This is a genomic window from Mumia flava, assembly GCF_002797495.1.
Taxonomy (GTDB): domain Bacteria; phylum Actinomycetota; class Actinomycetes; order Propionibacteriales; family Nocardioidaceae; genus Mumia; species Mumia flava.
The window spans coordinates 175704-188828 of sequence record NZ_PGEZ01000001.1 but is presented as its reverse complement, the minus strand read 5'-3'; the positions used below and the strand labels follow the sequence as shown (position 1 = coordinate 188828).

Annotated in this window: 11 protein-coding genes; 4 read left to right on the top strand and 7 right to left on the bottom strand. The window is 71.1% G+C overall.

Going from position 1 to position 13125, the window contains the following annotated elements; translation table 11 throughout:
* Positions 1–378 precede the first annotated feature (378 nt).
* The 5 genes from CLV56_RS00895 to CLV56_RS00875 form a co-directional block, all read right to left on the bottom strand.
* A complete protein-coding gene (locus CLV56_RS00895; protein ID WP_039340246.1) occupies positions 379–1164 on the bottom strand; it encodes an ABC transporter ATP-binding protein in 786 nt (261 codons plus the stop codon).
* Positions 1161–2072 carry an ABC transporter ATP-binding protein gene (locus CLV56_RS00890; protein ID WP_039340248.1) on the bottom strand — a complete coding sequence of 304 codons (912 nt, stop codon included), beginning with the start codon at positions 2070–2072 and terminating at the stop codon, positions 1161–1163. The genes CLV56_RS00895 and CLV56_RS00890 overlap by 4 nt, the downstream gene beginning before the upstream one ends.
* Positions 2062–3039 carry a branched-chain amino acid ABC transporter permease gene (locus CLV56_RS00885; RefSeq protein WP_039340250.1) on the bottom strand — a complete coding sequence of 326 codons (978 nt, stop codon included), beginning with the start codon at positions 3037–3039 and terminating at the stop codon, positions 2062–2064. Before CLV56_RS00885 ends, CLV56_RS00890 begins: the two co-directional genes overlap by 11 nt.
* A gap of 21 nt (positions 3040–3060) precedes the next feature.
* The gene (locus tag CLV56_RS00880) at positions 3061–4269 is read right to left on the bottom strand and encodes a branched-chain amino acid ABC transporter permease (protein ID WP_211287950.1); all 1209 of its coding nucleotides are present in this window, start codon (positions 4267–4269) and stop codon (positions 3061–3063) included.
* Positions 4270–4563: 294 nt separating this feature from the next.
* Complete coding sequence (locus tag CLV56_RS00875) at positions 4564–5304, bottom strand: DUF554 domain-containing protein (protein WP_039340251.1); 741 nt, start codon at positions 5302–5304, stop codon at positions 4564–4566.
* A 115-nt stretch (positions 5305–5419) separates the two neighbouring features.
* On the opposite strand from CLV56_RS00875, the gene CLV56_RS00870 reads away from it, so the two are divergent.
* Together CLV56_RS00870 and polA are read left to right on the top strand one after the other, a co-directional pair.
* Positions 5420–6028, top strand: coding sequence for a GNAT family N-acetyltransferase (locus CLV56_RS00870; protein WP_157805028.1), 609 nt, complete (start codon positions 5420–5422; stop codon positions 6026–6028).
* Between the two features lie 50 nt (positions 6029–6078).
* On the top strand, positions 6079–8775 hold the full coding sequence (gene polA / locus CLV56_RS00865; protein WP_100414241.1) for a DNA polymerase I: 2697 nt from the start codon (positions 6079–6081) through the stop codon (positions 8773–8775).
* A 60-nt stretch (positions 8776–8835) separates the two neighbouring features.
* On the opposite strand, the gene CLV56_RS00860 is transcribed toward polA, so the two are convergent.
* The gene (locus CLV56_RS00860) at positions 8836–10065 is read right to left on the bottom strand and encodes an MATE family efflux transporter (RefSeq protein WP_157805027.1); all 1230 of its coding nucleotides are present in this window, start codon (positions 10063–10065) and stop codon (positions 8836–8838) included.
* Positions 10066–10086: 21 nt separating this feature from the next.
* Here CLV56_RS00860 and CLV56_RS00855 point away from each other — a divergent pair, with 21 nt between their 5' ends.
* Positions 10087–11772, top strand: a complete 1686-nt coding sequence (locus CLV56_RS00855; RefSeq protein WP_039340253.1) for an MmpA family trehalose lipid delivery protein — start codon at positions 10087–10089, stop codon at positions 11770–11772.
* A gap of 23 nt (positions 11773–11795) precedes the next feature.
* Positions 11796–11942, top strand: a complete 147-nt coding sequence (locus CLV56_RS20440) for a hypothetical protein (RefSeq protein WP_157805026.1) — start codon at positions 11796–11798, stop codon at positions 11940–11942.
* A 32-nt stretch (positions 11943–11974) separates the two neighbouring features.
* Here CLV56_RS20440 and CLV56_RS00850 read toward each other — a convergent pair whose 3' ends face one another.
* Entirely contained in the window at positions 11975–13105 is a 1131-nt protein-coding gene (locus tag CLV56_RS00850; RefSeq protein WP_245857483.1) for a glycosyltransferase family 4 protein, read from the bottom strand.
* Positions 13106–13125 lie beyond the last annotated feature (20 nt).

Sequence of the window (13125 nt, the reverse complement as noted above, 5' to 3'; positions counted from 1 at the left end):
GGGTGGCTCGACCTCCGGGTCGGGTCACCCGCCGTTCGCATGTGCGGGGCGGCGGTGCGGAGATGCCTGCGTTCGGTACGCGCGCACGGTCACGGCGCAGGCAGGACGTCGTACGCGGGTGGTGGGTGAGTTCCCACGTCGTACCCGGGTGGTGGGTGAGTGCCCACCTCGTACGCGGGGTGGTGGGTGAGTTCCCAGGCGGTCGGCGGTGATGGGAACCAGCTCACCGCCGGTCGGGAGCAGGTGGGAGCCCGTACGCGGGGTGGTGGGGTGTCGGGACGACGACGGCCCCGCTGCCCGGGAGCGGGCGGCGGGGCCGTCGTACGGGTTCGTGCGTGGCGCTGCGGAGGCGCCGAGGCGTCCGACGCGTCAGGCGCGTCAGGCGCGGCGCTCGAGCGTCCCGAGGTACAGCTCGATCACCTTCGGGTCCTTGATCAGATCCCGGCCGGCACCGGTGTAGGCGTTGCGGCCCTGGTCGAGGACGTAGCCGCGATCGCAGATCTGCAGACAGCGATGGGCGTTCTGCTCGACCATCACGACCGAGACACCGGCCTTGTTGATGGCCCGCGTCTGGACGAACACCTCGTCCTGGAGAGCGGGGGACAGGCCCGCGGACGGCTCGTCGAGCAGCAGGACCGACGGGTCCATCATCAGGGCCCGTCCCATCGCCACCATCTGGCGCTCGCCACCGGACAGCGACCCGGCGCGCTGGTGACGCCGCTCGATGAGCGCCGGGAAGATGTCTCCGACGACCTTGAGGCGGGAGCTGAACTTCTTCGGGGCTTGATAGCACCCCATCTGGAGGTTCTCCTCGATGGTGAGGCTCGGGAAGACGTTCTCCGTCTGCGGCACGAATCCGATCCCCTTGCGGACGAGCACGTCGGCCCGTTCGTTGGTGATGTCGTCGCCGCGCAGCGTCACCGCACCCTCGTGGATCTTCACCAGGCCGAACATGGCCTTGAGAAGCGTCGACTTGCCGGCGCCGTTCGGGCCGATGATGCCGACGAGCTCGCCCTCGTTGCAGTAGAGGTCGGTGCCGTCGAGGATGTTGACGCCGGGGATGTATCCGGCGACCAGGTTGTCCGCGCGCAGGATCGCGTTCGAGGAGGCGGCGAGGTGAGCCTCGCGGCCGTCGTCCTTCGCGGGTGTCTCCTGGGTGCTCATGCGTCGTCCTCCTCGGCCTTGCGCGTCGAGCCGGCGGCCAGCTCCTCGGCCATCCGCTCGACCTCGTGATCCTCGGTGAGGTCGGTCTCGTGGTGTGCGCCGAGGTAGGCGTCGATCACACGCTGGTCCGACATCACCTCGTCGGGAGTGCCCTCGGTGACGACCTTGCCGGCCGCCATCACGATGACGTGGTCGGAGATGTTCCGGACCATGTCCATGTCGTGCTCGACGAAGAGCACGGTCATGCCTTCCTCGCGGAGCTGCTTGACGTGGTCGAGCAGCGACTGCTTCAACGCCGGGTTGACGCCGGCCATCGGCTCGTCGAGCATCACGAGCTCGGGCCCGACCATGAGCGCGCGGGACATCTCGAGCAGCTTGCGCTGCCCGCCCGACAGAGCGCCGGCGAACTCGTCCTCCATGTGATCGAGCTTGAACCGCGCGAGCAGCTCGCGAGCACGGACCGTGACGGCGTCCTCCTGCCCGCGCCAGATCGCGCGGATCGCCGCCGCCCAGAACCGCTCGCCCACCTGGTCGGTGGCGCCGAGACGCATGTTCTCGAGGACCGTGAGCTTCGAGAGGACCTTCGTGAGCTGGAAGGTACGGACCATCCCCATCCGCGCGACCTTGTGCGCGCCGACGCCCTTGAGCGACCGGCCGTTGAACCACCAGTCGCCGCTGTCGGGCTGGTCGAACCCGGTGAGCAGGTTGAAGAAGGTCGTCTTGCCGGCGCCGTTCGGGCCGATCAGCGCCGTGATCTTGTGCCGCGGCACCTCGACCCGGTCGACGTCGACGGCGGTCAGGCCGCCGAACGTGCGGGTGATGTTCTCGGCGACCAGGATCGCGTCGGTCTCGCCGGACGTGCTGTCCGACGCGGCGGGCCCTGGGGCCTGGGTGGTGTTATCGGGCATCGAGCGCGATCTCCTTCCGGTCTCCGAAGACGCCTTGCGGGCGGTACACGATCAGCAGCATCAGTGCGAGACCGGTCAGCATGAACTGGACGTTGCCGACGTCGTTGGACTCCATGATGCTGCGCGGGATCACCGGGTCGACGCCGCGGGTCAGCTCGCGCAGGATCGATCCGCCCAGGCTGTAGACGCCCCAGAAGGCGACGGCTCCGAAGATCGGGCCGATCACCCGCGCGGCGCCGCCGAGGATCAGGATCGTGTAGACGATGAAGGTGAGGTCGGAGTTGAAGTTGTCCGGCTGCACGCTGTTCTGGCCGAGGGCAAGGATGAAGCCGCCGAGGCAGCCGATCACACCGCCGAGCACCAGCGCCTGCATCTTGTAGGCGTAGACGTTCTTGCCGAGGCTGCGCACCGCTTCCTCGTCCTCGCGGATCGCCTTGAGCACGCGGCCCCACGGGGAACGCATCAGCAGCCACACGAACAGCGACGTGATCGCGATCAGGATCCACCCGATCGTCATCACCCAGAGGTCGTTCGGACGGAAGCCGAGGAACGAGTCGGTGTAGGGGTTGCGGTCGACGAACGCCTGGGTGAAGCCCGACAGGCCGTCACGGCCCCGGAAGACGTCCTTGTACGCGGCGCCGACGAAGAGTCGGATCGCTTCGGCGGTGGCGATCGTGGCGATCGCGAGGTAGTCGGCTCGCAGCCGCAGGGTCGGGATGCCCAGCAGCAGCGCGAGGATCACCGAGAGCAGGAGGCCGAAGGCGATCCCGCCGAAGAACGGGAAGTCCCAGTAGATGATCGACGCCGCCAGGCCGTACCCGCCGACGGCGAGGAACGCGGCCTGGCCGAAGTTGAGCAGCCCGGCGTACCCGAACTGCACGTTGAGCCCGACCGCTGCCAGGCAGTAGTAGACCGCGGTGACGCCGACAGCGGCGCGGAGTGCGGATTCGAAGATCGAGAGATCCATGATGTGTGCTCCTTCCCGCCGTCAGCCGATTCGTTCCTTCCGACCCAGCAGTCCCTGGGGTCGGAAGAGGAGGATGACGACCAGAAGGATCAGCGCCGTCGCGAACTTGAGCTCCGACGGCACGACCAGTGTCGAGAGCTCGATCATCAGACCGACCAGGATGCTTCCCAGGATCGCGCCGCCGATCGTGCCGAGGCCGCCGACGACGACGGCCGCGAACATGACGAGCAGGATCTGGGCTCCGAGGTCGAACTTCACAGCCTGGGTGAATCCCAGCATGATGCCGCAGATCGCGGCGAGCGCCGTGCCGCCGACCCACACGATCGTGATCACGCGGTCGGTGTTGATCCCGCTGGACGCGGCGAGCGCCGGGTTGTCGGCGACCGCGCGCGTCGCGCGTCCCAGCCGCGTACGGGACAGCGCCTGGGTCACGACCAGCAGGAGCACGGCGGCGACCACCAGGAAGAAGAGGTCACGCAGCGTGTACGAGATCGGGCCGAGCGAGTAGCCGGTCGGCGTCGTGAAGTCGCGGTACGTCTCGGTCTCGCCGCCGGTGAGGAAGCCGTAGCCGTACCGGAGGAAGAACTGGAGTCCGATCGACACGATCATCATCGCGATCAACGTCGTGCCGCGATGTCGCAAGGGTCTCCACAGCACGCGGTCCTGGACCCAGCCGAACGCCAGACCGAGCGCGATCGCGCACAGGCCGGCGAGCCAGATCGACATGCCGTTGCTGTTGAACAGGTAGGTGACGATCGCACCGAAGGTCACGAGCTCGCCGTGCGCGAAGTTCGACAGGCCGGTCGTGCCGAAGATCATCGACAGGCCCAGCGAGCCGAGCGCCAGGATCGTGCCGAAGTAGATGCCCTGGTAGATCAGCTGCGGGATGTCGTCGTACCACTGGCTGACCTGGCGCGTGTCCGGGCCGATCGCGAACGCGACGGTGATGCTCGGGCGTCCGGAGTTCAGGGTCACGGTCAGCGGGTTGCGTGCGCCCTCGCGGAGCTCGACCCCGTCGGGCAGCGAATCGGTGTCCAGCTCGATCTCGGTCGCACCGAGGGCCGGGACCTCAGCCTCGAACGATCCGTCGTCACCGGTCTCGATGCTGATCGGCTCGCCCTCCGGCGGCGTGATCACGATCGTCGCGCCGGCGACGCCGGCGCCGTCGTCGGCCGGGTTGGTGATCCTGCCCCGAACGACCGACGTCGGATCCTCTTCGGAGGCGGTCACGCCGGTGGATTGTGGTGTTGCGCTGGCAGTCGGGGCTCCGGCGATCAGTACGCCGGCCCCGATCAGCAGCGCGAGGAGGGCTGCGATTCGCAGTCGCACGTCGGGCTCCTGTCCTGCGGGTCGTGGGTGGTGTCCCGTCTCAGCTCCGGCTCGTCGTGGCCGTCGTACGGCCCGGCCTGCCGAAGCTCGACGTGACAATACCCATTGATTCGTTGCAGCCGCGTGTCATCGAAGGATCGATTCGACATCGTTGCACAACCGTGGCCTGGTCGGTGCGAGCCGACCGGCCGAAGATCATGCCAGGGCGGCGGCGACCTGGACGAGCACGGGTGCGACGAGGAGAGCGGGCAGCATGTCGCCGACGGCGACCGGCCTCAGATTCAACAGGCGCAGAGCGACGCCGACCAGCAGGACGCCGCCGGTCGCGGTCAGGGCGACGACGTGCGCCTCGGGCACGAAGGAGCCGAGCAGGGCGCCCAGGAGCGTCAGGGCCCCCTGGAAGACGCCGACCGCCAGCGCGGAGGCCATCACGCCGACGCCGAGGGCCGCAGCGAAGGCGATGGCGGCGAACAGGTCCAGCGCGGACTTGAGGAGCAGCTGCTCGGCGCCGCCCCCGAGGCCGTCGGTGATCGAGCCGAGGATGGTCAGCGGGCCGACGCAGAAGACCAAGGACGCCGTGACGAAGCCCTCGACGAACTGGGCGCGGCCGCCCTCCTGGCCCCCGAGCCTGGCCTGCAGCACGGCACCGAGGCTCTCCAGCCGGTGCTCGATCCGCAGCAGGGAGCCGATGATCCCGCCGATCAGGACCGATCCCAGCACGACGAGCACGGGGGCGCTGCTGCCGATCTCGTCCGACAGCACGGGGTCGACGACCGCCGAGGCGGACAGGGCCGCGATCAGGAGCGTGACCAGCCCGAGGCCGTCGGTGACGACCGAGCGGGTGCGGGCGGGCATCCGGTGGCCGGCGAGCAGGCCGATCCCGGACCCGACGAGCACGGCGACGACGTTCACGACCGTCCCGAAGCCGATGAACACGTCGCACGCCTCCGATCCGTCTCGACCACAAGACACCGCGGGCCGCCAAGGCGTAGTGTTGCACTTCGCGTCCGTCCGGCCCCCGACCGGTCCGAGACGCACGGAAGGAGGCACGGTGGGTCGTCTCCCGATCGACGTGCGTGAGGCACGGCCGGACGACGCGTCGGAGCTGATCGACCTGTGGCGCAGGTGCGTGAGCGAGGCCCGGGCGGGCGAGCCGCACCACGGTGTCCTGGACCGGCCGCCGCCGACCCCGGAGGAGGCCGCCGAGGCCCTGCGGTACGGCGCGGCCTGCCACGACCGGAGTCTGTACGTGGCGACGTGCGGGGGGCGCGTGGCCGGTGCTCTTCACCTCAGCGTCGCCCAGGTCTCGCCGATCCACGTCGAGCGCACGCCGGTCGTCAGCGACCTGCTGGTCCATCCGGACTTCCGGAGGCGGGGGGTCGCCTCGGCCCTCCTCGCGACGGTCGCCGAGGTCGCCGACGACGTCGACAGCGAGATGGTCTTCGCCTGGGCGCCGTCGGCGTCGCGGGACGCGCACCGGTTCCTGACCCGGCTGGGGTTCGGCCAGTACGCGACGGTGCGGGCCGCGCGGGTCCGTGTCCTGGCGGCCCGCTCGGCGATCCGGACGACGAGCAGCAAGGGGGCGGGGCGGCTGATCGCCGTCCGCCGGTCGCTGCGCCGCACGCTCACGGAGCCGGTCGGGCGCGCCCGGTCCGACTGACGGTCCTCGCCCCGCCCCGAATCGTCGGTGGGGGCCGTTAGAGTCGGGCCGTGGACTCGACGACCGCCGATGCGACGACGCCCGACACCCCCCGGCTGCTGCTGATCGACGGCCACTCGGTGGCCTACCGGGCGTTCTTCGCCCTGCCGGTGGAGAACTTCTCGACCACCACCGGCCAGCACACCAACGCGGTGTACGGCTTCACGTCGATGCTGATCAACGTGCTCCGCGACGAGCAGCCGACCCACCTCGCCGTGGCCTTCGACGTGTCGCGGCAGACGTTCCGCTCCGAGGAGTACGCGGAGTACAAGGCGAATCGTTCGAAGTCGCCCGACGAGTTCAGCGGCCAGGTGGCGCTCGTCAAGGAGGTTCTCGACGCCCTCCAGGTCCGTTACCTCGAGCTGGAGGGGTACGAGGCCGACGACATCATCGGCACGCTCGCGACCCGCGCGGAGGCGGACGGCTTCGAGGTGCTGATCTGTACGGGCGACCGCGACGCACTGCAGCTCGTCACGGACCGCACGACCGTGCTCTACCCCCGCAAGGGGGTCTCCGACCTGGCGCGGATGACTCCGGAGGCGGTGGAGGAGAAGTACGGCGTGGCGCCGGAGTCCTACCCGGACCTCGCGGCGCTGGTGGGCGAGACGAGCGACAACCTTCCCGGTGTCCCGGGGGTCGGTCCGAAGACGGCAGCCAAGTGGCTCGCGAAGTTCGGGGGTCTCGACGCGCTGGTCCGCGATGCCGATCAGGTGCCGGGCAAGGCGGGGCAGTCCTTCCGGGACCATCTCGGCGACGTGGTCCGCAACCGCCGGATCAACGCCCTGATCCGTGATCTCGACCTGCCGGTGACCAGCGCGGACCTCGCGCTGCAGGCCTGGGACCGCGACGGGGTGCACCGGGTCTTCGACCAGCTGGAGTTCCGCGTGCTGCGCGACCGGTTGTTCCAGACGTTGTCCACGGAGGAGCCGGAGGCGGAGTCCGGTTTCGAGGTCGAGGGCCTGCGCCTGGCCGAGGGCGCGCTCGGCGCCTGGCTGGCGGAGCATGCGGGCGAGGGGACGCGTACGGGCGTGGTCGTCGACGGCGCGTGGGGACGCGGCACCGGCCGCGTCGACGCGGTCGCGCTGGCGGCGCAGAGCGGCCACGCGGCCTGGTTCGACGTCACGCAGCTGACCCCTGAGGACGACACGGCCTTCGCCGGATGGCTCGCCGACCCGGGCCGTCAGAAGGTCATGCACGACGCGAAGGGACCGCTCCTGGCGCTGCGCGCCCAGGGCTGGCAGCTCGCCGGTCTCGAGTCCGACACCGCCCTGGCGGCCTACCTCTCGCGCCCCGACCAGCGTTCGTACGATCTCGAGGACCTCGCGCTGCGGACGCTGCACCGCGAGCTGCGGGTCGACGACCACGGCGACCAGCTGACCTTGGACGTCGACGAGGACGCCGCCGCGCAGACGGTGATGGTCCAGGCGGCCGCGGTCCGCGAGCTGGGAGGCGCGCTCGACGACGAGCTGGAGGCGCGGGGCGGCCGCGCACTGCTCGCTGACGTGGAGCTCCCGCTCGTCGACGTCCTCGCCGACATGGAGCAGATCGGGATCGCCGTCGACACCGACGCGCTGGACACCCTCGAGTCGGAGTTCGCCGACCGGGTCCGCAACGCCGCTGACGAGGCGTTCGCGGTGATCGGCAAGGAGATCAACCTCGGGTCGCCCAAGCAGCTGCAGGTGGTGCTGTTCGACGAGCTCGGCATGCCGAAGACGAAGCGCACCAAGACCGGCTACACGACCGACGCCGATGCCCTGCAGTCGCTGTTCGTGAAGACCGAGCACCCGTTCCTGTCGCACCTGCTCGACCACCGGGACGCGACCCGGCTCCGGCAGACGGTCGAGGGCCTGCGCAAGACGGTCGCGCCGGACGACCGGATCCATACGACCTACAACCAGACGATCGCGGCGACCGGGCGGCTCAGCTCGGCCGACCCCAACCTCCAGAACATCCCGATCCGCACCGAGTCCGGGCGCCGGATCCGCGAGGCGTTCGTCGTGGGGGACGGGTTCGAGACGCTGCTGACCGCCGACTACAGGCAGATCGAGATGCGGATCATGGCCCACCTGTCGGAGGACCAGGGGCTGATCGACGCGTTCCACTCCGGTGAGGACTTCCACACCCAGATGGCGGCTCGCGTGTTCGAGGTCGAGCCGGACGCGATCGAGGTCGGGATGCGCTCCCGGATCAAGGCGATGAACTACGGCCTCGCGTACGGCCTGTCGGCGTACGGCCTGAGTCAGCAGCTCGGGATCGAGGCCCGGGAGGCGCAAGGGCTGATGGACGAGTACTTCGCCCGGTTCGGCGGTGTGCGCGACTACCTGCGGGGGATCGTCGACGAGGCACGGCGCAGCGGGTTCACCGAGACGATCATGGGGCGGCGCCGCTACCTGCCGGACCTGACCAGCGACAACCGGCAGCGTCGCGAGATGGCGGAGCGGATGGCCTTGAACGCCCCGATCCAGGGCTCGGCCGCCGACATCATCAAGGTCGCGATGCTCGGCGTGCACGCGGCGCTGCGCGACTCCGGGCTGCGCTCGCGGATGCTGCTCCAGGTCCACGACGAGCTGGTGCTCGAGGTGCCCGCAGGGGAGCGTGACGACGTGGAGGCGCTCGTGCGGGCCCAGATGGCGTCGGCGGCGGAGCTCGCCGTACCACTGGACGTGTCGGTGGGCGTGGGCCGGTCCTGGCACGAAGCCGGGCACTGAGCCGGCCGGCGGGACTGATCCGGGTCGTCGGGGTACGGTCGCCCGCGGGCCGTGCTCGCGTCAGCCGCCGACCGGACGTCCCATCGGCCGCCCCACGGGACGCTGCGCGAGCACCCAGGCGATCGCGGCCACCACGGACGCGGTGAGGGTCATCGTCAGGGTGAGACCTGTGATTCCGATCGGCGTGAGCAACGTGACCCCGCCGACCACCACGCTCGCGCCCCACAGCAGGGCCACGATCGTGTGCGATCTGCGGGCGAGCGCATCGAAGACCAGCAGCTGGACGAGCGCGAGCACGGAGCCCTCGAGCGCGAAGAGCCACAGCCGTCCCTCGACCTCGACGTACTTGTCCCCGCCGACGAGGATCAGCGCGAGCCAGGGCAGCAACGCAGTCATGGCCGTCGCGATCAGCCCGAGGACGGCGACGGCGGCGACCGCGCGTGAGCGGGCCCGGTCCGCGCCGGCCTTGGCGAGCCGGGGGAACACGACGATCGCGACGAACTGGGGGAGGAAGAGCGCCGCCTTGGTGAGGATCAGCCCCGCCCCGTACAGCCCGCTCTCGTGCTCGGTGAGCACCGCCCGGCCCAGCAGGGCATCGAGGTTGCTGAGGACGAGGAACGCGAGCATCGCGTGCGATCCTGCCGCGACCTCCCACATGTACCCGACGCTGCGCACGTGGCGCAGATGGAGCAAGCGGATCCCGGCGAGCACCGGCACCCACGCGCCGACCAGCACGCCGGCGATCGCTGCCGTCGGGGTGGCGACGACGAGGATGGCGGCGGTGCCGAGCACGACGCGGCCGACGCCGTTGGCGACGTAGATGACCGACAGCGCTCCCCACCGCTGCTGGCCCTGGGCGACACCGGCTGCCGCTCCCATGAGGGTGAGCGGAAGGACGGTCGCGCCGCAGAGCACCAGCGGCCACACCGAGTCCAGCTGGAGCACGGGCGCGAGGACGGGGCTGGCCAGGGCGACGACGACGGTCGCCGCGAGGCCGATCACGAGCGCGGTCACGGTGGCGCGGCCGGCGATGGCCTCCGCGTCGTCGGGCTTCACCGCGATGCGGCGCGCGGTCGTGGTCTGGACCGCAAGCATGCCGACGTTCGCGACGAGGATGACGCCGAGCAGGGCTGTCAGGGCGCCCAGATCGGGGACGTCGAGAATCCGTGCGGCGACGAGATTGAAGCCGTAGGCGCCGATGTTCTGCACCATCATGGCGGCGGCGACGCGGCCCCCGGCGCTCACGGTCTCCGCCGCGGGTCGACGCGATCGGCTGGGTTCGGTCGGCACCAGGCGATATAACCATGCCTGATGGGGCGACGACGCATCGGGAGCGTGTGGCCGTGGGTGCTCGCACTCGCGGTCTGTGCTCCGCTGCTCGCCTCCGGGTACGTGCTGTCCTACGACATGGTGTTCGTTCCGCGGCTGGACGTGACCCGTGCGGACGTGTGGGGGCTGGGGACGGCCGCCCCGCGTGCGGTGCCGTCGGACGCGGTGGTCGCGGTCGCGAGCCTGGTCGTGCCGGGGTGGCTGCTCCAGAAGGTCATCCTGGTCGCCGCTCTCGGACTGGCCGGCGCCGGGGCGCTCCGCCTGCTCGAGCGGCCGTTCGGTCTGGGTGCGGCTCTGGCCGGGGCGACCTGGTTCGTCTGGAACCCGTACGTCGCCGAGCGGCTGGTGCTGGGTCAGTGGCCGCTGCTGGTGGGGTACGCGGGCCTGCCGTGGCTGGTGTCGGCATGCCTGGAGGTGCGCGCCGGGCGACCGACGCCGTGGCTGCGCCTCGTGCTCGCGCTGGCGGCGACGGCGATGACCCCGGCATCGGGGATCATCGGGGTGATCCTCGCCGTCTCGGTGGCCGCTCGACGGTGCTGGCGCCCGCTGGTCGTCGCGGTCGTGGTCAACCTGCCGTGGATCGTCGCCGGGCTCTCGCGGCCGAGCACCGGACGCAGCGACCCCGGCGGCGTCGAGGCGTTCGCGCTGCGCGCCGAGGGGATGCTCGGCACCCTCGGGACGGCCCTGTCGCTCGGCGGCGTCTGGAACGCCCAGGTCGTGCCGACCTCGCGCACGCTGGCGACGGCCGCCATCGCCACGGCTCTGCTCGTCGCTGTGGTGACCCTCGGTGTGGTGGTGGCGTGGCGGGCCGGGGGAGCGTCGCGGCACCTCGTGGCCGCGCTCCTGCCGGCGGCGGCGGTCGGGCTCGCGCTGTCCCTCGTCGGCACGCTCGCCCCCGACCTGTTGCGGTGGCTGGTCGTGGAGGTTCCGGGCGCGGGGCTGCTGCGTGACGGCGCGCGCTATCTCGCGCTGCTGGCACCGCTGGAGGCCGCGGGGGTCGCGGCGGGCGTGGGCTTCGTCGTTCGGCGGGTCGCTGACGGCTTCGCCGGTCGAGGTGTGCTCGTGGTCGCGGTGCTGCTGCCGATCGCGGTGATGCCCGATCTCGCCTGGGGAGCCGCCGGCACCCTACGTCCGGTCGCGTACCCGGCCGCGTACGACGAGGTCGCGGCAGCGGTCGCGGACAGCGACGTCGAGGGGGACGTGCTCGTGCTGCCGTTCGACGCCTACCGCGCTCCGTCGTGGAACCACCGCCACCCGGTGCTCGACCCGTCCGGTCGCTACTTCCCGCGCGACACCGTCGTGTCCGACGACCTGGTGGTCTCGGGGCGGGTGATCGCCGGCGAGGACCCGCGTGCCCGGGCCGTCGCGGGGGCGCTCGCGTCCCCCGATCCGTCCGCCGCGCTGCGCGAGGAGGACATCGGCCTCGTGGTCGTCGACCGGGACGCGCCGGGCGCGGACGCGGCGGATCTGACGGCGTTCCTGGAGGACCTGCGGCCGGTCGTGATGACGGGTGTCGTCGACCTGTACGCCCTCCCGTCCGCCGCTGCGGCGCTCGATGCGTCCGCCGGCTCGTACGACCCGGGCCCGGGCGCGTCCGGCCCTGGCTCCGACGCGTTCGGGGAAGTGCTCGAAGGCGCTGGGGAACGCGCGCTGCGGCTGCTACGATGACGCCGATCCCGAGGAGGTAACTGGTGGGTAGCGTGATCACGGGCGTCGTCGCCCTCATCGCCGGCGCGGCTCTCGCAGGAGCGACCGTCGTCGGTGTGGTCTCGGTCAACAGCGAGTCGAGCCCGGCCGAGCCGCAGACGCAGGTCGTCCCCTACGGCGCCGGCGAGTAGGAAGCAGACCCGCGCGGGGGGCGCGGGGACGCTCAGGACTTCACGAGGGACTTCGTCACCACGGTGGCGAAGTCCCTCGTCGTCTGCTCCCACGTGTACGCGTGGCACTTCTCCCGTGCGCCCTTGCCGAGACGGCCGCGCTCGGCGGTGTCGGTGAGCAGCCGCCGCGCCGCCTCGGTCAGCTCGGCCTCGGTGTCGACGAGGACCCCGGAGACGTCGTGGTCGATCGACTCCCGCGTGCCGCCGGCCGAGGCGTACGCGATCGTCGGGGTGGCGTGCGTGCCGGCCTCGCCGATCACGATGCCCCAGCCCTCCTTCAGGGACGGCAGCAGCATGACCCAGGCCTGCCCGTAGATCTCGTTCTTCGTCCGGTCGTCGACGAATCCGTGGAACGTGACGCGGTCCGCCACGCCCCGCTCGGCGGCGTACGCGACCAGGTTGTCGTGCCACCAGCCGTCGCCGACGACGTCGAGGTGCAGTCCGTCGATCTGCGGTGCGAGCGCGGCGACCACGTCGATCGCGTGCTCGACCCGCTTGTGCGGGACGAGCCGGCCCACCACGCACAGGCGCGGGCTGTCCGAGCGTGCCGGCAGGTCGGAGTCCGCGACGTCGTTGCCGTTGTGGACGATGTCGATCCGGTCGGCGTCGACGCCGAGGTCGACCAGCTCGTCGCGCGTGGCGGTGGAGACCGCGACGTAGCGGCTGCGACGGTACAGCCGCGGCGCGAGCCACGACTCGATCCACCAGCCGACGCGGCCGATCGGACCGGGGTAGACGACGGGCCACTGCTCCCGGTGGACGTGGTGCACGAGCACGACGACCGGCCGTCGGGTCACGAGGCGGGTGAAGAACGGAAGGCCGTTCTGGACGTCGACCACGACGTCCACCCGCCCGAAGCGGCGCAGCAGGAGACGCGCGAGCGCGTGCGGGTAGACCCCGGTCTTGGTGCCGCGGCGGACGTAGCGGACGCCGTCGACGACCTCGTCGTCCGGCGCGTGCTCGTGGGCAGCGCAGAAGATCGTGACGTCGTTGCCGCGGCGGACCAGGCCGCGCGCGACCTGCTCGACGTAGCGCTCGGACCCGCCGCCTTCGGGGTTGCGGAGGTCGCGCCAGTTGCAGAGCAGCACGTGCGGTCGATCGGCGTGCGCTGGGAGGGAGCTCACCCGATCGACGCTACCAGCGA

Coding starts and splice junctions, on each gene's coding strand:
- CLV56_RS00895 (WP_039340246.1), bottom strand. CDS start 1,164: ATGAGCACCCAGGAGACACCCGCGAAGGACGACGGCCGCGAGGCTCAC.
- CLV56_RS00885 (WP_039340250.1), bottom strand. CDS start 3,039: ATGGATCTCTCGATCTTCGAATCCGCACTCCGCGCCGCTGTCGGCGTC.
- CLV56_RS00890 (WP_039340248.1), bottom strand. CDS start 2,072: ATGCCCGATAACACCACCCAGGCCCCAGGGCCCGCCGCGTCGGACAGC.
- CLV56_RS00855 (WP_039340253.1), top strand. CDS start 10,087: ATGGGGCGACGACGCATCGGGAGCGTGTGGCCGTGGGTGCTCGCACTC.